The organism is Klebsiella sp. LTGPAF-6F, from assembly GCF_001753185.1.
GTDB lineage: Bacteria > Pseudomonadota > Gammaproteobacteria > Enterobacterales > Enterobacteriaceae > Klebsiella > Klebsiella michiganensis.
Genome location: NZ_CP017450.1, coordinates 3,421,033 through 3,440,306 on the forward strand (window position 1 = coordinate 3,421,033; position 19,274 = coordinate 3,440,306).

A 19,274-nucleotide genomic window follows, 5' to 3' on the forward strand; every position below is an offset into this window, starting at 1 on the left:
CCTTATCCTTTGCGGAACATTTTCAGCATGCGCTGAGTGACGGTGAAACCACCAAAAATATTAATGCTGGCGATCAGCACCGCGATAAAGCTCAGGAAGCTGACCCAGCCGCCGTGGCCTATCTGTAACAATGCCCCTACCACGATAATGCCGGAAATCGCGTTAGTGACCGACATCAGCGGCGTATGCAGCGCATGGGAGACGTTCCATACGACGTAGTAACCGACCACGCAGGAGAGCGCGAAAACGGTAAAGTGGCCGAGGAACTCTTTCGGCGCCACGCTTGCCAGCCAGCCAAACAGAATAATCGCCAGCGCCATCAGCGCATACTTGCGCAGCGGCGAGCTCGGTTTCGCCTCTGCTTTTGGCGCTTCAACCTTTTTCGCTGCCGCCTGCGGCTGAGCAGATACCTGAATGGGTGGAGCGGGCCAGGTGATTTCACCCTCGCGAACCACGGTAACGCCGCGGATAACGACATCATCAAAATCGATAACGACATTGCCGTCTTTCTCTTTGCACAGCAGCTTAAGCAGGTTAACCAGGTTGGTGCCATACAGCTGTGAGGACTGCGTCGGCAGACGACCAGGGAGATCGGTATAACCGATAATCTTCACGCCGTTGGCGGTGGTAACCACCTGGCCCGGCACGGTGTATTCACAGTTGCCGCCGTTTTGCGACGCCAGGTCAACCACCACGCTGCCGGACTTCATGGAGTCAACCATCTCGCGGGTAATCAGCTTCGGCGCCGGTTTACCCGGAATCAGCGCGGTGGTAACGATGATGTCGACATCTTTGGCCTGGGCGGCAAAGAGCGCCATCTCGGCTTTGATAAAGGCTTCAGACATGACTTTGGCATAGCCGTCGCCGCTGCCCGCTTCCTCTTTAAAATCCAGCTCAAGGAACTCGGCGCCCATACTCTGCACCTGTTCTTTCACTTCCGGACGGGTATCAAACGCGCGGACGATTGCGCCGAGGCTGTTAGCCGCGCCGATGGCCGCCAGACCGGCAACCCCGGCTCCGATAACCATCACCTTCGCGGGAGGAACCTTACCTGCCGCGGTGATCTGCCCGGTGAAGAAGCGGCCAAACTCGTGGGCGGCTTCAACGATTGCGCGATAGCCGGCGATGTTAGCCATCGAACTTAACGCATCCAGCGACTGAGCGCGCGAAATACGCGGCACTGAATCCATCGCCATCACGTTGATGTTGCGCGCCGCCAGTTTTTCCATCAGCTGCGGGTTTTGCGCCGGCCAGATGAAGCTGATGAGCGTCGTGCCGGGATTAAGCAGCAGGAGCTCTTCGTCATCGGGCGCGTTCACTTTCAGAATGACGTCGGACTGCCAGACGTCATCATCGCTAACGATCTCCGCTCCAGCCTGAACGAAGGCCTCGTCGTCGAAACTGGCCAGCTTACCTGCGCCGCTTTCTACCGCGACGCTGAACCCGAGTTTCAGCAGCTGCTCCACCGTTTTCGGCGTGGCGGCGGCCCGGGTTTCCAGGGCTAGTCTCTCTTTTGGTACACCAATACGCATAGTTTTCCCTTCCATCGGTTTTTGATGATGGTTTACTTTTCTTACAAACGACCGTCGCGAAGGCGGATGAACGTGCCTTCCAACATATGTCTGAAAAAATAAAACAGTAACAAACTTTTTATAACCTACTGAAAATACCGATTGTGATCTACAGCAATAAAACAGAAATTTTGATTTTATTGGTAAAACGCACGGCTAACCGTGCCAGGCAGCAATATTTACCTTATTTTTATGCCAGCGCCTGATAATCCGCTTGGCAGAGGGGTTAATTCACCATTTATCGCCGTCTTGAACATCGTATTAACATTACGTTAACTTATGAAAGTGATATCGATTATCGATTTTGCTGGTCAAGCGGCTGTTTTTTCAACATATCGAAAAATGTTATATTTCTGCAGTATACGTTTAGGGCGACAACTGAAAATTGACGCAGACAGTCACTCACGATAAATGCAATAATCAAATGTTTTCAGTCAACAACAATACCAGTACATGGTTTGCGCAAGGCAAAGGATTATTTTTATGAAGCTTAAGAACTCACTCCTGGCGTCTGCTCTTCTGGCTACAACCGCGTTGTCTGCCCATGCAGCGACCGAGCTGACTCCGGAGCAGGCGGCAGCGCTGAAGCCCTACGATCGCGTAGTGGTTACCGGCCGTTTTAACGCCATTGGCGACGCGGTGCAGGCCGTTTCCCGTAAAGCGGACAAAGAAGGCGCAGCATCCTTTTATGTTGTCGACACGTCTGATTTTGGCAGCGGCGGCAACCTGCGCGTAACGGCCGATTTTTATAAAGAAAATGCCCCGCAGGCCGACGCGCCGAAAAATCGTGTGATTAACGGCGTAATGGAATTACCGAAGGACCAGGCCGTCGAGCTGGAGCCGTTTGATACCGTCACCGTACAGGGCTTCTACCGCAGCCAGCCGGAAGTTAACGACGCCATCACCAAAGCCGCTAAGGCCAAGGGCGCCGCCTCCTTCTTTATCGTGCGCCAGGTTGATGCCAACCAGGGCGGCAACCAGCGAATCACCGCCTATATCTACAAAGCCGATGCCAAAAAACGTGTTCTGCAAAGCCCGGACGCTATCCCGGCAGATTCAGAAGCCGGTCGCGCTGCGCTGGCGGAAGGCGGAGAAGCCGCGAAGAAAGTGGAGATCCCGGGCGTAGCGACCACCGCAGCGGTCGGTTCCGGCACCGGCGTAGGCCGCTTCTTTGAAACGCAATCATCTAAAGGCGGGCGTTACACCGTCACTCTGCCGGACGGTACCAAAGTCGAGGAAGTGAACAAAATCACCGCCGCGCAGATGGTGCCATACGACAGCATCAAGTTCACCGGTAACTACGGTAACATGACGGAAATCTCCTACCAGACGGCTAAGCGCGCGGCGAAGAAAGGCGCGAAGTACTACCACATTACCCGCCAGTGGCAGGAGCGCGGTGGCAACATCACCATCAGCGCCGACCTGTATAAGTAACGGCGTCTGAGCTGAACAAAAAGGCGGCGATCTGCCGCCTTTTTTCTTTTTTTCATTTCTCGCCATTGCATGCATACAAAACACTCCGTAAAATCCCGCGCCTTAGCGCAATCCTCCATTTTTATGCGATTTCGCCAAATAAATATTCTTAGTTTGATGATTGTCACCTCGGGAATGCAATGGAAAAGAAACTGGGCCTTAGCGCCCTGACCGCGCTGGTTCTCAGCTCAATGCTGGGTGCAGGCGTATTCAGCCTGCCGCAAAATATGGCAGCCGTCGCCAGCCCTTCCGCACTGCTTATCGGCTGGGGTATCACCGGCGTGGGGATCCTGTTCCTCGCCTTTGCCATGCTGCTGCTCACCCGCATTCGCCCCGAACTCGACGGCGGTATTTTTACCTACGCCCGGGAAGGCTTTGGCGAGTTGATAGGCTTCTGCTCCGCCTGGGGCTACTGGCTGTGCGCGGTTGTTGCCAATGTCTCCTATCTGGTTATCGTCTTCTCTGCGCTAAGCTTCTTTACCGATACCCCCGAGCTGCGCCTGTTTGGCGACGGCAACACCTGGCAATCCATCGTCGGCGCCTCCGTCCTGCTGTGGATTGTCCATTTCCTGGTGCTGCGCGGTGTACAAACGGCCGCGGGTATCAACCTGGCCGCGACGCTGGCCAAACTGCTGCCCCTCGGCGCGTTTATCGCGCTGGCCGCCATCGCGTTTCGTATGGAGACATTCCGCCTGGATTTCAGCGGCCTGGCGCTGGGCGTACCGGTATGGGAGCAGGTGAAAAACACCATGCTGATCACCCTGTGGGTTTTTATCGGCGTCGAAGGCGCGGTCGTGGTTTCCGCACGCGCGCGTAATAAACAGGATGTTGGCCGCGCGACGCTGCTGGCAGTACTCTCCGCGCTGGCGGTCTATTTGCTGGTGACGCTTCTCTCGTTAGGCGTCGTGCCGCGTAGCGAGCTGGCGGAAATACGCAACCCCTCAATGGCCGGGCTGATGGTCAACATGATGGGCTCATGGGGGGAGATTGTTATTGCCGCCGGGCTGATTATTTCCGTCTGCGGCGCGTATCTGAGCTGGACCATTATGGCGGCGGAGGTGCCCTATCTGGCAGCAACGCATAAAGCCTTCCCGCGCCTGTTTGCCCGGACCAATAAAAACAATGCCCCGTCGGCTTCGCTGTGGCTCACCAACGTCAGCGTACAGGCTTCGCTGGTATTGATTTGGCTTACCGGCTCAGATTACAACACGCTGCTGACCATCGCCTCTGAGATGATCCTGGTGCCCTACTTTCTCGTCGGCGCATTTTTGCTGAAGATTGCTGAGCGCCCGCTGCACAAGGCCGTCGGTGTCGGTGCCTGTATTTATGGCTTATGGTTATTATATGCGTCCGGCCCTGTGCATTTATTGTTGTCAGTGATACTTTACGCTCCGGGTCTTCTGGTTTTCCTGTATGCCCGTCGTACACACCAGCACGATCGCCCGCTCAAACGCCGTGACCTGGCATTAATTGGTTTTTTGCTGGTTGCCGCCGTACCGGCAACGTGGATGTTGGTAGGGTAAGCGGTTACCCTGCCGCTGAACTCAAAGGAGATACCCATGGCTGATATCCAGCCTCGTCCAATCCTGATTACCGGCGGGGGCCGTCGTATCGGCCTCGCCCTGGCCCGCCATTTTCTGGCCCGGCAGCAGCCCGTTATTATCAGCTACCGCACCTGGTATCCCGCCATCGACGCGCTGCGTGAAGCGGGCGCCGTTTGTCTGCACGCGGATTTCAGCACTGACGATAGCATTCTGGCGTTCGCCGAAGAGGTGAAGGCGCACGCCGGCAGCGGTCTGCGCGCCATCATCCATAACGCCAGCGGCTGGATGGCGGAAAAGCCCGGGGTGCCGTTAACCACGGTGCTCGCCAGCATGATGCAAATTCACGTCAACGCCCCCTACTTGCTCAACCATGCTCTGGAGAGCCTACTACGCGGCCACGGCCATGCGGCCAGCGACATTATCCATATCACCGACTACGTTGTGGAGCGCGGCAGCGACAAACACATTGCCTACGCCGCCAGCAAAGCGGCGCTGGATAATATGAGCCGCTCGTTCGCCCGCAAGCTGGCGCCGGAAATTAAGGTCAATGCTATCGCCCCTTCGCTGATTTTATTTAACGAAGGCGATGACGCGGAATACCGCAAGCAGGCGCTTGATAAATCGCTGATGAAAATCGCGCCAGGTGAAAAAGAGATCAGCGACCTGATCGAATACCTGTTCAGCAGCCGCTACGTGACCGGTCGCTCATTTGCCGTCGACGGCGGCCGCCATCTGCGCTAGTGGAAGCGGCTCCAGCCGATAATTAACAGCCACGCGCAGAGGCTCCAGCACCCCACTGCGCCTGCCAGAGCGAACGGCAGGCGCATAACGCCGGTGAAATACCATAGCGAGAGCAAATAGATAAAGTACGGAATGATCGACCACATCCCGAATACGATGGTGGTTCGCAGCGCTTCGATCCCCCGCTCGCTGGCAACGATATAATTCGCGATCAGGGCGAAAGTCGGAAAGAGCGGAATCAACCCGGCGATATAGTAGTTCTTCGTTTTAGACAGCACGCCAATCAGGACAACGACCAGCGCGCCGAGCAGCGCTTTTATCAACAACCCCATTCCTTTAGCCTTAACATTTAAACAACAAGACCCCGCAGCATAACGGAAGCGCCGACAATTATAAACGCGCAAGAGCGGCCGATACCGTGTAGAAGCAAAAGACCTATTTTTTAGCGGTCTCATCACTGCCGCCCCCCCCCCCTATGCCGAATATCCGCTCCTGGCGATAACCGTTCGCAAGGATGATATCCCTGGCAAGCGGAGCGCGTTATTAGATGGCCGTTTTTGCTGCCTTAAAAACTCTTCGGCTAAATACATTCATTAAATCAAAAAGCGGATATTTTTTCTGGTTGTTGAGTTATACGTATAACATATTATTTTTCGTATTTTTAGATACAAATCAAATTAGCCTATTCCCGGCGCATCTCTTCCTAACGTATTTACACAGATTTTAAAGTCTGGCGCGCTTGCCTGGCGGGCATTTACAAAATGCCCAGCTCAATAACCGCACCGCTTCAGTGCAGCTATTGTTTTGCACTAAATGATTCAAATCAATACTGGCAAAATAGAGTGAAAGTGGTTAATTGATATGGTTGATTTTTATCATAAGAGGTTATTTTGAAATTATTCTTTTTGCGCAAATCCTGAATAAGCGCACATAGACATTTTTTAGCGAAATGGCTAAATAAAACCAATTATTTTGATTTACATCAATATAAAACCGATTTCATAAGGAAGCATACTTTGCCGTTAATAACAGGCGTGGTAGTAGATATGATCGTAATTATATGATTTCACAATCTTTCGATCTGTTCCTGATATCCAGAACAGAATTTTATTCTATTCACAATCCTCAATGCAGCCATTTAGTTCAGCTCATGCCAGTTTTTCGAATCTTTTACTTGTTGCTATTATCATTACTAGTATTAGACACTCATCTAATTGTTATTATTTTATATTAATCAGCATAAGAACCAGTTAAAGGAATCTCCATGTTCGGACCTGCTTCACGCAAAGTAAAAATGGCCATGAACTTCATCAAAATATATTCATCAACGCGAAAATGCTCGTAAATTACCGGAGAGCGTCAAGCATGCAGTGGAATATTGAAAATAGCCTTGTATGTCCTGTAACAGGAACAGGTTTTTCAGTTGCGGCAAGTGCCAAAAATCTGAAATTAATTATTTGGTATAGTGGAGATTATTTTTTGAGCATTGGTTCGGTTATTAACATCACACAAAATGAAGTTTTCATTAATGGTGTGCCCGGCGATTTACAGGTTATTCATGCATTCCCCTATACGGAAAATTTGTGGTCAACATTTTCAAAGAATATTGAATGCCCCGGTAATCAGAACCCTATGCTGCTCATCTGCAATCGAAGAAGCCTCTGCAAGTTCGCCTTGTGCCCCTACGGCGCCAGGCAAAAGAGGCCGCAATAAGGCTTCCCCCTCATTCGCGCTAGCGTACCGGTACTTATTTTCTATGTGGGCACGTGCTGTCCTGACAGCCCGTGCCCACATTGTGCCGCATCCTGTTCCCTTAATGCGCAATGCTTCTGCTCGTATCTGAATCATTGTCTGGCTCCGCAAAAAATAGTCCTGAACCGCAGCTCCGGGAATCATAGCGAATTTCATGGCTAATATATAGCTCATATTAATGTCCGGATGGTTTACAATGGCGGTAGCGAATGAATAGGCACCTGACTTCAGATACTGAATGCGCCACCTCAGCCGTGATTCAGGTAAAGAGATTCAAGCGATTAAAAGATGAGTGCAAGCATACACAATATGAATAAAATTGTTTTCGTTGAGGATGATGCCGAGGTCGGCGCACTGATTGCGGCCTACCTTGGCAAACACGATATGGACGTGGTGGTAGAACCGCGCGGCGATCGGGCGGAAGAGGTTATCGCGCGCGAAAAGCCGGACCTGGTGCTGCTGGATATCATGCTGCCGGGTAAAGACGGTATGACGCTGTGCCGCGATTTACGCGGCCAGTGGCAGGGGCCAATCGTATTGCTCACTTCACTGGACAGCGATATGAACCATATTCTCTCACTCGAAATGGGCGCCAGCGATTATATCCTGAAAACCACGCCGCCAGCGGTGCTGTTAGCTCGCCTGCGCCTGCATTTGCGCCAGCATATCGCCGTGCCGGACGGCAGCGTCCCCTCCTCGCTCACCCCGCATAAAGCGATCGCTTTTGGCTCCCTGAGTATCGACCCGGTGAATAGACAGGTGATGCTCGGCGGCGAAAGCGTCGCCTTATCCACTGCGGATTTCGATCTCCTGTGGGAGTTAGCGACCCATGCTGGACAAATTATGGATCGGGACGCGTTATTAAAAAATCTGCGCGGCGTCAGCTACGATGGTATGGACCGCAGCGTCGATGTCGCCATCTCGCGGCTGCGTAAAAAGCTTCTCGATAATGCGACTGAGCCATATCGTATCAAAACGGTACGCAATAAAGGTTACCTGTTCGCCCCGCACGCCTGGGACAACTAATTCAGGCATGTGACGATGGAATAGCTGTTTGTGCGGAGTTAGCCGTCAGAGCCAATTCAACCTCCTGTTCATTATTTTTAAAACCGGGGGTGAAAAATTGCTTTTCCCACGCAAAACCCGCGCTTCACCGCGCGGCGCGCCTCACGACTTGCCGGGCGGGTGATACTCTTTGCAGACAATCAACGGAAAACATTCTACTGTGGAGTGATAGCGCTGGCGCCTGGCCAGTATCGACACCCGTCGTGAGTATAGAGATTCACACCTTCAGTGGGCTGGGATGACCGGAATATCTACTGCACGGGAGCATCTATATGTTGAACGATCTCAGCAGCGATGAAAGCAAAAGACGCGCGGCGATTGACCTGTTAAAAAACGCGGACGAAGGGCGAGACGAAGCGTTAAAAAAATACACTCATCTGGTCTGCCAGTTGCTAAAAATGCCAATGAGTTTTGTGTCAATCCTTGACGATGAAAAGCAGTACATCAAATCCGCTCAGAATATCGCCCCCACGGACACCAGCCTGGGCGGCGCATTTTGCGAACAGACCCTGAAACAGGGTGAGACTTTCCTTTGTCCTGATACGCATCAGCATCCGATCTTTCATCGCGATCGGGCGGTCAGAGAAGCGCCATTCATTCGCTTTTATGCAGGATGCCCGCTGAAAACCCGCGACGGAGTGACCGTGGGTACCTTGAGTATCTTAGATACCCAACCCAGGGCACTTTCAGATGAGCAGATCGCTATTTTTAAGGCGCTGGCCGAGCTGATATCGGATTTCTTAGCCTCCTGGCACTCAGTGGGGTATATCGACGTCGTCACGCTTTTACCCAATCGGCAGCGCCTGCTCAAGGACATTGAGGTATCGGCTGAGGGTACTTTCAGGCTGGTCATTATTGACTGCATTGATATGCCATTTGCCTACGAGATGGCCCGCTCATTGGGGATGCTGGCGGTAGAGAATTTGCTTCGTGACATGACCGTCGCGCTGCAGACGCGCCTGCCCATGGCGAGCAAACTTTACGCCGTAGCGGTGGGACGCTTTGCCTTTTTCACCCCGGAACCCATGGAGCTGTCATTGGAGGGTATCGCACTACGGCTTCAGGGAACCCAGGCCAGGATCGGCCCGGACGTTCCCCTGGATTTGAATATTCACATGGGTGACTCCGGTATTTGCGATAGCTCCCTGACGCCAAATGAAATTCTGCGGCGCGCGGTGAGCGCACTGCATGAAGCGATAAGCCAGGGGCACCGTTTTACGACCTATAATGACGCACTGGACATCCGCAAGAAGCGAGATTTCAGCCTGCTCACCGAACTCAGGCAAACGCTGCAGGGAAACTCTTGATCGGTCGCGACGGCACCCCTCTCACGCGTTTCGCGCCGTTCACCACCCCGGAGAAAATGGAGACCGCCATCCTTGCCGCACTAAAGATTTAAATCTTTTGCCTCCCTGGCCGCTGCCTGTGCGCGAGTGAATGTTCGCTCCGCGCCGGAAGTGCGCCTGAAAAAATGACAATGGGTTATGAATAAGTCCCGCGCACGCGATACAAATCACTCATTTTTCAGCCCACCACACGCCAGATATTTCTCTTTTCTGCGAGTTAAGACATCTATTAAAACAATACCTGCCCGGCAAGATGACCTATGCCCATCGACGAAAACATCGCCAGGGTGCTCCAGAAAGTAATTCTGCCGATCGCCCTGACATGAGAGGCTCTGCTGACAATTGAAGATATATAGCCAAGAGCGGCCAGTGAAAAAAGGGAGGAGAGAATAACAAAGAGAAAAACCAGCGTTGCTGGAGAAAGCCATGCAACGACTAAAGGCAACGTTGCGCCAGCGGAAAAACTCAGCGCCGAGAAAACGGCAGCCTGCAGGGGGCGCGCAGAATTGGTATCCGTCAGTCCCAGTTCCTCGCGGGCATGCGTGTCCAGAGCATCTTTCACCATGAGTTGTTCGGCAACCTTTTGGGCAAGCTCTGGCTCGAGTCCGCGTTGCACATAAAGTAAAGTCAGCTCGCGTACTTCTCCCTGATAATCTGTTTCCAGTTCCCTCTTTTCCTGAGCGAGAGCCGCGTTTTCCGTGTCGGCCTGAGATGAGACGGAAACATATTCCCCCGCGGCCATCGACATCGCCCCCGCGACCTGCCCGGCAATGCCCGCAAGTAAAACCCCGGAAGAGCCCGTATTAGCAGACGCAACGCCAAGAACAAGGCTCGCTGTCGAAACAATACCATCGTTAGCCCCGAGTACAGCAGCCCTCAGCCATCCGACGCGTTCAATGCTGTGTCGTTCAAGATGCATGCTTTTATTCTCCTTTAAGTACGCCTGTTCAGCCTACCGGGATGAGGGTGGAATAAAACGGATTAAAACAGAGAACGCTTCGCACATCGGCGCCGACCGCGGTACATTACATTCTTCTCTGATTTGGCTTCAACCCACACCATCATACTTATGCGTGCCGGATGTTGTCAGCCGCAGCGAACCCTGCTTTCATAGCAAATCAAATGGGCATAAAACGCAACAAGGGTTTTTCACATAGATTGCGCCTGGATAAATGCCCCCGCAGTGCCCCTGCAGGTAAAAGCAGGAATTTAACCTTTTGATTTTGAGTGAGATTTAATGAAAAAGCTGTTTGTGCAGTTTTACCTCCTGCTGTTCGTCTGCTTCCTGGTCATGACCATGATGGTGGGCCTGGTGTACAAATTCACCGCTGAACGCGCAGGACGTCAGTCGCTGGACGATCTGATGAAAAGTTCGCTGTATCTGATGCGCAGCGAGCTGCGGGAGATCCCGCCGCGCGACTGGAGCAAAACGCTCAAAGAGCTGGACCTCAATCTCTCTTTCGATCTGCATATCGAGCCCATCAGCAAATTCAAGCTCTCGGAAAACTCGATGCAGCATCTGCGCGCCGGGGATATCGTCGCCCTCGACGATCAGTACACCTTTATCCAGCGGATCCCGCGCAGCCACTACGTGCTCTCCGTCGGTCCGGTGCCGTATCTCTATTTTTTGCATGAGATGCGCCTGCTCGATCTGGCCCTGATGGCTTTTATCGCCATCTCGCTGGCCTTTCCGGTCTTTATCTGGATGCGTCCTCACTGGCAGGAGATGCTGCGTATTGAGACCGCCGCCCAGCGCTTCGGCGACGGACATCTTACTGAACGCATTCATTTCGACAGCATGTCCAGCTTCGCGCGGCTGGGGGTGGCGTTTAATCAGATGGCCGATAACATCAACGCGCTTATCGCCAGCAAAAAACAGCTGATCGATGGCATCGCCCATGAGCTGCGGACCCCGCTGGTGCGTCTGCGCTATCGCCTGGAAATGAGCGAGAACCTCACCGAAGCCGAATCGCAGGCGTTGAACCGCGATATCGGCCAGCTGGAGGCGCTGATTGAAGAACTTCTGACCTACGCCCGGCTTGACCGCCCGCAGAACGAACTGAAGCTAACGACCCCCAATTTCCCGGCGTGGATCCGCGATCACGTTGAAGATATTCAGACGGTTAATCCCCAGCGCGAGATTGCGCTAACCGACGTCGTGGCCGGGAGTTACGGCGCGCTGGATATGCGCTTAATGGAACGGGTGCTGGATAATCTGGTGAATAATGCCCTGCGCTACAGTAACCAGCGTATTCAGATCAGCCTGACGCTGCAGGCTTCGCGCGCGACGCTGCGGGTCGAAGATGATGGCCCCGGAATTGCGCCTGATGAACGTGAGCGAGTGTTCGAGCCTTTCGTACGCCTCGACCCGAGCCGCGATCGCGCGACCGGCGGCTGTGGCCTCGGTTTAGCTATCGTCCACAGCATCGCCCAGGCAATGGCCGGAGAAGTGCATTGCGAAGCGAGTTCGCTGGGCGGGGCCTGTTTTTGCTTTAGCTGGCCGGTCTATCATCAGTTGCCGGATTTTACCTCCGCCTGATACGCCTTTGCGCAAAAGCTGAGGCCTGCTATAGTTAAAAAACCTCTAAGTATGTTGTAACTAAGGTGGGGAATATGGCCAGCTATGACCTTGTTGAACGTCTGAACGACACCTTTCGCCAGCTCGAGCATGAACTGCAGGCGCTAAAACACGCCCTGAGGCAGTGCCGCCTGCTGGCCGCCCGCGTCTTTGAGCTGCCGCCGGTGAGTAAAGACGCAGAACACCAGCCGCTGGAGAGCATCAACGTGGTTCAGCACACCGGCAAAACCGCGCTGGAGATGGCGCTCAGGCACTATAGTCATCTGTTTATCCAGCAGCAGTCGGAAACCCGCAGCAGCAAAGCCGCCGTGCGTTTACCCGGCGCGATTTGTCTGCAAACTGACGCCCGGGAACAGGCTGAACTCTTAGACAAAATCACCCATATCAACGCCCTCAAAGCGCGCTTCGAGAAGATTATCACCGTGGATTCCGGCCTGCCTGCCGCCGCGCGGTTTGAGTGGGTCCATCGCCACCTGCCGGGACTGATTACGCTGAGCGCCTATCGCACGCTAACTCCCCTCCTCGATCCGAGCACCATCCGCTTCGGCTGGGCCAATAAGCACGTGATTAAAAATCTCACCCGCGATCGGGTACTCATGCAGCTGGAAAAAAGCCTTCAGTCGCCCCGGGCGGTTCCGCCGTGGACCCGCGAGCAGTGGCAAAGCAAGCTGGAGCGAGAGTATCAGGATATTGCCGCCCTGCCGAAGCGGGCAAAGCTGAAAATCAAGCGGCCGGTGAAGGTGCAGCCCATCGCCAGGGTCTGGTACAGCGGGGAACAAAAACAGGTGCAATACGCCTGTCCGGGACCGATGATTGCGCTGATATCCGGCACCAAGGGCGTCAGCGTGCCGGACCTCGGTGAACTCCTGAACTATGACGCCGATAACGTGCAGTATCGCTACAAACCGCAGGCGCAGTCGCTCAGGCTACTGATTCCGCGGCTGCACCTGTGGCTGGCTAGCGAGTAGACATACTGCCCACCATCTCTTCCGGGCGTACCCAGCGGTCAAACTCGGCTTCCGTCAGGTAGCCGAGCGCCAGCGCCGACGCTTTCAGGGTTAACCCCTCTTTATGGGCCTTTTTGGCAATTTCCGCCGCTTTGTCATAGCCGATATGGGTATTCAGCGCGGTTACCAGCATCAGCGACTCATTCAGCAACTGGCTGATGCGTTCACGGTTCGGCTCAATGCCTTCCGTGCAGTGCTCGTTAAAGCTCGCCATCCCGTCAGCCAGCAGCCGCACCGATTGCAGGAAGTTGTGGATCACCATCGGGCGATAGACGTTGAGCTCAAAGTTGCCCGATGCGCCGCCGATATTCACCGCGACATCGTTGCCCATCACCTGACAGCACAGCATGGTCAGGGCTTCGCACTGGGTCGGGTTCACCTTGCCCGGCATAATCGACGAACCCGGTTCATTTTCCGGGATCGCAATTTCGCCAATCCCACAGCGCGGGCCGGAGGCCAGCCAGCGCACATCGTTGGCAATTTTCATCAGCGAAGCGGCCAGCCCTTTCAGCGTCCCGTGCGCGTGCACCAGCGCATCAACGGTCGCCAGCGCTTCAAACTTGTTCGGCGCGGTGACAAACGGCTGGCCGCTTAAGGCCGCCAGCTCGGCGGCGACGCGTACCGCATATTCCGGATGGGTATTGAGCCCGGTTCCCACCGCCGTCCCGCCCAGCGCCAGCTCGGCCAGATGCGGCAGGCTATGATCGAGATGTTTTAAATTGTGCTCCAGCATGGCTACCCAGCCGGAGATCTCCTGACCGAGGGTCAGCGGCGTCGCATCCTGCAGATGGGTGCGGCCGATTTTGACAATATCGCTGAAGGCAACGGCTTTATTGTTCAGGGTCTGCTTCAGCACGTTGAGCTGCGGGATCAGCTTCTCCCGCAGGGCAATCATCGCCGCCACGTGCATCGCCGTCGGGAACACGTCGTTAGAGCTCTGGCTCTTGTTGACATCATCGTTGGGATGAATCTTACGCTCCATCCCGCGCTGCCCGCCCAGCAGTTCACTCGCGCGATTGGCCAGTACCTCATTCATATTCATGTTGCTTTGCGTGCCGGAGCCGGTTTGCCAGATAGCCAGCGGAAACTCGTCCGGATGTTTGCCTGCCAGCACTTCGTCCGCGGCCTGAATAATCGCTTGCGCTTTCTCCGCGGCCAGAAGGCCGAGATCGTTATTCACCTTCGCCGCTGCGCGCTTGGTCAGCGCCAGCGCATAAATAAGCTCGGCCGGCATTTTTTCCGTCGAAATACGAAAATGTTCCAGCGAGCGCTGGGTTTGCGCGCCCCATAGCTTGTCGGCAGGCACATCGATAGCGCCCATTGAGTCTTTTTCACTGCGATGCGTTGTCATGACTTTCTCCTTGGATTCAACGTGCGTAATAGCGACAAAGCTCACCTGCTCAAAGGGTAAAGTATGGGTCAGATTTATAAGTTGTTTTGGTGGTTCGTGCCGCTAAGCGGCATAAAAAAACCGCCCCGAAGGGCGGCTGAAATCATTTTACGCAGCGGGCGCACTGCGAGCTCTGGATTTGCTGGAAGAAGTCGTTGCCTTTGTCATCCACGAGGATAAACGCCGGGAAGTCTTCGACTTCAATTTTCCAGATGGCTTCCATCCCCAGTTCAGGATAGGCCACGCACTCGAGGCTGCGGATACTCTGCTGCGCCAGTACCGCCGCCGGGCCGCCGATGCTGCCGAGGTAGAAACCGCCGTGTTTATGACAGGCGTCGGTCACCTGCTGGCTGCGGTTGCCTTTGGCTAACATGATTTTACTCGCCCCGTGCGCCTGCAGCAGGTCGACGTAGGAGTCCATGCGGCCAGCGGTCGTCGGGCCAAGGGAGCCGGACGCGTAGCCGTCGGGCGTTTTTGCCGGGCCCGCGTAGTAGATCGGGTGGTCTTTGACGTACTGCGGCAACGCCTCACCGCTGTCGATAAGCTCTTTCAGCTTCGCGTGGGCGATATCGCGGGCGACGATAATCGTCCCGCTCAGCGACAGGCGGGTCGACACCGGGTACTGCGACAGCAGCGCCAGAATATCGCTCATCGGCTGGTTGAGGTTGACCTTGACCGCCTCGCCCTCGCCGGCCTGACGAAGATGCTCGGGAATATATTTGCCCGGATTGCTCTCCAGTTTCTCAATCCAGATCCCCTGGCGGTTGATCTTGGCTTTGATATTGCGATCCGCCGAGCAGGAGACGCCCATGCCCACCGGGCAGGAGGCGCCGTGGCGCGGCAGGCGCACGACGCGAATATCGTGGGCGAAGTATTTGCCGCCGAACTGCGCGCCGAGACCGAGGTTTTGCGCCTCCACCAGCAGTTCCTGTTCCAGCTGAATATCGCGGAAGGCCTGACCATGTTCGTTGCCTTCGGTCGGCAGGCCGTCGTAGTACTTGGTTGAGGCCAGCTTAACGGTTTTCAGGGTGGACTCCGCCGAGGTGCCGCCAATGACGAAAGCAATATGGTACGGCGGGCAGGCGGCGGTTCCCAGAGTGCGCATCTTTTCGACGAGATAGTTTTTCAGCTTCGCCGGGGTAATTAACGCTTTGGTTTCCTGGTACAGGTAGGTTTTATTCGCCGAGCCGCCGCCTTTGGCGATGCAGAGGAATTTGTACTCCTCGCCGTCGGTGGCGTAAAGATCGATCTGCGCAGGCAGGTTAGTGCCGGTGTTGACCTCTTTATACATATCCAGCGGCGCGTTCTGCGAATAGCGCAGGTTATCCTGGATATAGGTGTTATAAACGCCCTGCGCCAGCGCGGCTTCATCGCCGCCGCCGGTCCACACGCGCTGGCCTTTTTTGCCGGAAATAATCGCGGTACCGGTATCCTGGCAGGTCGGCAGCACCCCTTTGGCGGCGATATCCGAGTTGCGCAGAAACTGCAGCGCCACGTACTTATCGTTTTCGCTGGCTTCCGGGTCGTTGAGAATATCGGCCACCTGCTGCTGGTGCGCCGGGCGAAGCATAAAGGAGGCGTCGTGGAAAGCGTGTTGTGCCAGTAAAGTTAGCGCCTGAGGTTCAACTTTCAGAACTTCCTGGCCGGCGAATTCGGCGACGGAGACGTAATCACTGCTGAGGAGGTAGTACTCGGTATCGTCCTTTTTCAGTGGAAAAGGATCCTGATATACAAACGGTTTATTCGACATTGTGCTCTCACTTACTGCTTAGCTGATTATATTTCAGGCAGACACTCCATTTGCCCGTGGAAAAGCGAGTCGATCGATTTTACACAATTTTTTAACAAAAACTGAGACAAGGACGACTTTTTCTTCGCGCCGGTTGCTTATCGGTCGATTGCTGGTTTAATAGTGCCATGACTATTAAGTGGAAACAGGGATTGAGAATGCAAAAGCTCATTAACTCAGTGCAAAACTACGCCTGGGGAAGCCATACCGCCTTAACCGAACTTTATGGGATTGCTAACCCGGACAACCTGCCGATGGCGGAGCTGTGGATGGGCGCCCATCCCAAGAGCAGCTCGCAGATTGTGGATAATAGCGGGACGCCGCGCTCTCTGCGCGACGCGATCGAAAGCGATAAAGCAACCCTGCTTGGCGCGAAAGTCGCCGAGCGTTTTGGCGAACTGCCGTTCCTGTTCAAAGTCCTGTGCGCCGCACAGCCGCTCTCTATCCAGGTGCACCCCAACAAGCAGGCCTCGGAAATCGGTTTTGCCAAAGAGAACGCTGCCGGGATCCCGCTTGATGCCGCCGAACGTAACTATAAAGATCCGAACCACAAGCCGGAGCTGGTTTTCGCCTTAACGCCGTTCCTCGCCATGAACGCCTTCCGCGAGTTTGCCGAAATCGTCACCCTGCTGCAGCCGGTTGCCGATGCGCATCCGGCGATTGCTCAGTTCCTTGCGCAGCCTGACGCCGGGCATCTGAGCCAGCTGTTCGCCAGCCTGCTGAACATGAAAGGCGATGAAAAAGCGCACGCCTTACGGGCGCTGCAGGCGGCGCTGGACAGCGAACAGGGTGAGCCCTGGCAGACTATCCGCCTGATCGCCGAGTTCTACCCGGACGATAGCGGCCTCTTCTCTCCGCTGCTGCTCAACGTGGTCAAACTGAATCCCGGCGAGGCGATGTTCCTGTTTGCGGAAACCCCGCACGCCTACCTGCAGGGCGTGGCGCTGGAAGTGATGGCCAACTCTGATAACGTGCTTCGCGCGGGCCTGACGCCGAAATATATCGATATTCCGGAACTGGTGGCGAACGTCAAATTTGAGCCAAAACCCGCGGGCCAACTGCTGACCCAGCCGGTAATTCACGGCGCGGAGCTGGACTTCCCCATCCCGGTTGACGATTTTGCCTTCTCGCTGCACGACCTGTCAGCGCAGGCGTCAACCATCGCCCAGCAGAGCGCGGCGATCCTGTTCTGCGTCGAGGGTGAGGCGACGATTGCCAAAGGCGAACAGCGCCTGACGCTGAAGCCGGGTGAATCCGCGTTTATCGGCTGTAATGAATCACCGGTGCAGGTCAGCGGCCGCGGCCGCGTGGCGCGCGTGTTTAATAAGCTCCAGTAAGTTACTGAACTTTTTAGCCACAGTTGCTAGACTTTCACCCATCATGACAACACAACCAGGCGGCCCGATCCGCCTGGTTTCATTTATGGACAAATGCTATGAAAAAATCGCTGGTCGCAGCAGGAGTTATCATTGCGCTGGGCGTCGTCTGGACGGGCGGCGCGTGGTATACGGGGAAGCAGCTGGAAAGCCGCATTGCCGACATGGTGCAGCAGGCTAATGCTCAGCTGCAAAGCAGCGCGCCGCAGGCTGGCGTGGAGCTGACGTATCAGGGCTATCAGCGCGGACTGTTCCGCAGCCATTTACAACTGGTGCTGAAGCCTGCTGCCGGCAAAGCGCCCCGCTGGCTTGCCGCCGGACAGTCGCTGGTGTTTGATGAAGTCGTCGATCACGGCCCTTTCCCGCTGGCTTCGCTCAAATCCTTTAACCTCGCCCCGGCGATGGCGTCCGTCAAAACCACCCTGACCAATAACGACGCCAGCAAGGCGCTGTTCGACATCGCTAAAGTCGAAACGCCGTTCACCATTGATACCCGTATCGCTTATAGCGGCGACAACACATCCGCTATTGTGCTCAACCCGCTTGATTACGCGAAAGGCGATGAGAAGGTGACCTTCAGCGGCGGACAGTTCCAGCTGGACGCTGACCGCGAAGGGAAAACCCTCAGCCTCAGCGGCGAAGCCGGTAGCGGGCAGATTAACGCGGTTAACGAGTACAACCAGAAAGTTCAGCTCACCTTTAATAACCTGAAAACCGACGGCTCTACCGAAATGGCCAGCTTCAACGAGCGTATCGGTAGACAGGCTATCTCGCTGGACAAGCTGGCGATTGGCGTTGAAGGCAAAGAGCTGGCGCTGTTCGAAGGGATGAAAATTGACGGCAATTCGTCGCTGACTGCCGACGGTAAAGGTATTAACAGCCAGCTGGACTACACGGTCAACAGCCTCAAGCTGCAAAATCAGGATATCGGTAGCGGCCGGCTGACGCTGAAGCTGGACAATATTGATGGCGAAGCCTTCCATCAGTTCAGCCAAAAATACAACGCTGAAGCGCAGGCGCTGATGGCGGATCCGCAGCTGGCGCAGAATCCTGAGCTCTATCAGCAAGCGTTAACGCAAACCTTCTTTAGCGCGCTGCCGATGATGCTGAAAGGCAGCCCGTCCCTGACCATTTCGCCGCTGAGCTGGCGCAATGCGAAGGGGGAAACCACCCTGAATCTTTCGATTCTGCTCAAAGACCCGTCGCTGACCACCACGCCGCCGCAGACGCTGGCGGATGAAGTGGATCGTAGCGTTAAATCGCTCGACGGCAAGCTGGTGATCCCGGTGGATATGGCGACGGCGTTTATGACCCAGATTGCCGGGCTGGAAGGCTATCAGCCCGCCGACGCCGCTAAGCTTGCGGATCAGCAGGTGAAAGGCCTGGCGGCGATGGGGCAGATGTTCCGCATCACCACCATGGAAGATAACGCCATCACCTCAAGCCTGCAGTACGCTGACGGCCAGGTTACGCTGAACGGACAGAAAATGCCGCTGGATGAGTTTGCCGGAATGTTCGGTTTAGCGCTTCCCGCCGTCTCTGAACCCGCAGCGCCGCAGGAAACTCAGCCGCAAGATGACGCGCCGCAAGACGTGGTGCCACCCGCCGCGCCGCAGCAATAAACGGCAAATAGCCCCTGCCC

General features: G+C 55.0%; 14 protein-coding genes and 2 pseudogenes. 11 read left to right on the forward strand and 5 right to left on the reverse strand.

All coding sequences use genetic code 11. The annotated features are described in order from the left end of the window. Positions 1-2: 2 nt before the first annotated feature. A complete protein-coding gene (gene pntA / locus BJF97_RS15990; RefSeq protein WP_014229566.1) occupies positions 3-1,532 on the reverse strand; it encodes a Re/Si-specific NAD(P)(+) transhydrogenase subunit alpha in 1,530 nt (509 codons plus the stop codon). A 522-nt stretch (positions 1,533-2,054) separates the two neighbouring features. Between pntA and ydgH the strand changes: the two genes are divergently transcribed. The 3 genes from ydgH (at position 2,055) to folM (ending at position 5,329) form a co-directional block, all read left to right on the forward strand. After that, positions 2,055-3,005, forward strand: coding sequence for a DUF1471 family protein YdgH (gene ydgH / locus BJF97_RS15995; RefSeq protein ID WP_014229567.1), 951 nt, complete (start codon positions 2,055-2,057; stop codon positions 3,003-3,005). 179 nt (positions 3,006-3,184) lie between these two features. Next, positions 3,185-4,567 (forward strand): amino acid permease, encoded by a 1,383-nt coding sequence (locus BJF97_RS16000; protein ID WP_014229568.1) that lies wholly within the window; start codon positions 3,185-3,187, stop codon positions 4,565-4,567. Positions 4,568-4,603: 36 nt separating this feature from the next. Continuing rightward, entirely contained in the window at positions 4,604-5,329 is a 726-nt protein-coding gene (gene folM / locus BJF97_RS16005) for a dihydromonapterin reductase (RefSeq protein ID WP_014838648.1), read from the forward strand. Here folM and BJF97_RS16010 read toward each other — a convergent pair. Further along, positions 5,326-5,661, reverse strand: a complete 336-nt coding sequence (locus BJF97_RS16010; protein WP_014229570.1) for a GlpM family protein — start codon at positions 5,659-5,661, stop codon at positions 5,326-5,328. The two genes, folM and BJF97_RS16010, sit on opposite strands and share 4 nt — an antisense overlap. Before the next feature lie 1,033 nt (positions 5,662-6,694). On the opposite strand from BJF97_RS16010, the gene iraM reads away from it, so the two are divergent. The 4 genes and pseudogenes from iraM to BJF97_RS32680 all read left to right on the forward strand — a co-directional run. Then, entirely contained in the window at positions 6,695-7,042 is a 348-nt protein-coding gene (gene iraM / locus BJF97_RS32675) for an anti-adapter protein IraM (protein WP_014229571.1), read from the forward strand. A gap of 348 nt (positions 7,043-7,390) precedes the next feature. Next, entirely contained in the window at positions 7,391-8,107 is a 717-nt protein-coding gene (gene rstA / locus BJF97_RS16020) for a two-component system response regulator RstA (RefSeq protein ID WP_004851385.1), read from the forward strand. Positions 8,108-8,418: 311 nt separating this feature from the next. Then, positions 8,419-9,447 (forward strand): annotated as a pseudogene (locus tag BJF97_RS16025) (GAF domain-containing protein); the annotation flags it as partial. Then, positions 9,444-9,545: pseudogene (locus tag BJF97_RS32680) on the forward strand (glutathione peroxidase); the annotation flags it as partial. The pseudogenes BJF97_RS16025 and BJF97_RS32680, both read left to right, overlap by 4 nt. A gap of 176 nt (positions 9,546-9,721) precedes the next feature. Here the strand turns inward: BJF97_RS32680 and BJF97_RS16030 are convergent. After that, positions 9,722-10,411 carry a VIT1/CCC1 transporter family protein gene (locus tag BJF97_RS16030; protein ID WP_032692798.1) on the reverse strand — a complete coding sequence of 230 codons (690 nt, stop codon included), beginning with the start codon at positions 10,409-10,411 and terminating at the stop codon, positions 9,722-9,724. A 318-nt stretch (positions 10,412-10,729) separates the two neighbouring features. Here BJF97_RS16030 and rstB point away from each other — a divergent pair, with 318 nt between their 5' ends. Both rstB and tus read left to right on the forward strand, forming a co-directional pair. Next, positions 10,730-12,031: a two-component system sensor histidine kinase RstB gene (gene rstB / locus BJF97_RS16035; RefSeq protein WP_014229576.1), complete on the forward strand. Its 1,302-nt coding sequence runs from the start codon at positions 10,730-10,732 to the stop codon at positions 12,029-12,031. Between the two features lie 74 nt (positions 12,032-12,105). Then, on the forward strand, positions 12,106-13,038 hold the full coding sequence (tus, locus tag BJF97_RS16040) for a DNA replication terminus site-binding protein (protein WP_032692797.1): 933 nt from the start codon (positions 12,106-12,108) through the stop codon (positions 13,036-13,038). Here tus and fumC read toward each other — a convergent pair. Together fumC and fumA are read right to left on the reverse strand one after the other, a co-directional pair. Then, positions 13,028-14,428 (reverse strand): class II fumarate hydratase, encoded by a 1,401-nt coding sequence (gene fumC / locus BJF97_RS16045; protein ID WP_032692796.1) that lies wholly within the window; start codon positions 14,426-14,428, stop codon positions 13,028-13,030. The genes tus and fumC overlap by 11 nt on opposite strands. A gap of 142 nt (positions 14,429-14,570) precedes the next feature. Further along, positions 14,571-16,217, reverse strand: coding sequence for a class I fumarate hydratase FumA (gene fumA / locus BJF97_RS16050; protein WP_064388331.1), 1,647 nt, complete (start codon positions 16,215-16,217; stop codon positions 14,571-14,573). 197 nt (positions 16,218-16,414) lie between these two features. Here fumA and manA point away from each other — a divergent pair, with 197 nt between their 5' ends. Both manA and BJF97_RS16060 read left to right on the forward strand, forming a co-directional pair. Further along, complete coding sequence (gene manA, locus BJF97_RS16055) at positions 16,415-17,593, forward strand: mannose-6-phosphate isomerase (RefSeq protein WP_014229579.1); 1,179 nt, start codon at positions 16,415-16,417, stop codon at positions 17,591-17,593. Between the two features lie 98 nt (positions 17,594-17,691). Beyond that, on the forward strand, positions 17,692-19,254 hold the full coding sequence (locus BJF97_RS16060; protein WP_032692900.1) for a YdgA family protein: 1,563 nt from the start codon (positions 17,692-17,694) through the stop codon (positions 19,252-19,254). Positions 19,255-19,274: the final 20 nt, after the last annotated feature.

What these genes read in the sequence shown, in the direction of transcription:
- pntA (WP_014229566.1), bottom strand. Translation starts at nt 1,532, where the DNA reads ATGCGTATTGGTGTACCAAAAGAGAGACTAGCCCTGGAAACCCGGGCC.
- ydgH (WP_014229567.1), top strand. Translation starts at nt 2,055, where the DNA reads ATGAAGCTTAAGAACTCACTCCTGGCGTCTGCTCTTCTGGCTACAACC.
- BJF97_RS16000 (WP_014229568.1), top strand. Translation starts at nt 3,185, where the DNA reads ATGGAAAAGAAACTGGGCCTTAGCGCCCTGACCGCGCTGGTTCTCAGC.
- folM (WP_014838648.1), top strand. Translation starts at nt 4,604, where the DNA reads ATGGCTGATATCCAGCCTCGTCCAATCCTGATTACCGGCGGGGGCCGT.
- BJF97_RS16010 (WP_014229570.1), bottom strand. Translation starts at nt 5,661, where the DNA reads ATGGGGTTGTTGATAAAAGCGCTGCTCGGCGCGCTGGTCGTTGTCCTG.
- iraM (WP_014229571.1), top strand. Translation starts at nt 6,695, where the DNA reads ATGCAGTGGAATATTGAAAATAGCCTTGTATGTCCTGTAACAGGAACA.
- rstA (WP_004851385.1), top strand. Translation starts at nt 7,391, where the DNA reads ATGAATAAAATTGTTTTCGTTGAGGATGATGCCGAGGTCGGCGCACTG.
- BJF97_RS16030 (WP_032692798.1), bottom strand. Translation starts at nt 10,411, where the DNA reads ATGCATCTTGAACGACACAGCATTGAACGCGTCGGATGGCTGAGGGCT.
- rstB (WP_014229576.1), top strand. Translation starts at nt 10,730, where the DNA reads ATGAAAAAGCTGTTTGTGCAGTTTTACCTCCTGCTGTTCGTCTGCTTC.
- tus (WP_032692797.1), top strand. Translation starts at nt 12,106, where the DNA reads ATGGCCAGCTATGACCTTGTTGAACGTCTGAACGACACCTTTCGCCAG.
- fumC (WP_032692796.1), bottom strand. Translation starts at nt 14,428, where the DNA reads ATGACAACGCATCGCAGTGAAAAAGACTCAATGGGCGCTATCGATGTG.
- fumA (WP_064388331.1), bottom strand. Translation starts at nt 16,217, where the DNA reads ATGTCGAATAAACCGTTTGTATATCAGGATCCTTTTCCACTGAAAAAG.
- manA (WP_014229579.1), top strand. Translation starts at nt 16,415, where the DNA reads ATGCAAAAGCTCATTAACTCAGTGCAAAACTACGCCTGGGGAAGCCAT.
- BJF97_RS16060 (WP_032692900.1), top strand. Translation starts at nt 17,692, where the DNA reads ATGAAAAAATCGCTGGTCGCAGCAGGAGTTATCATTGCGCTGGGCGTC.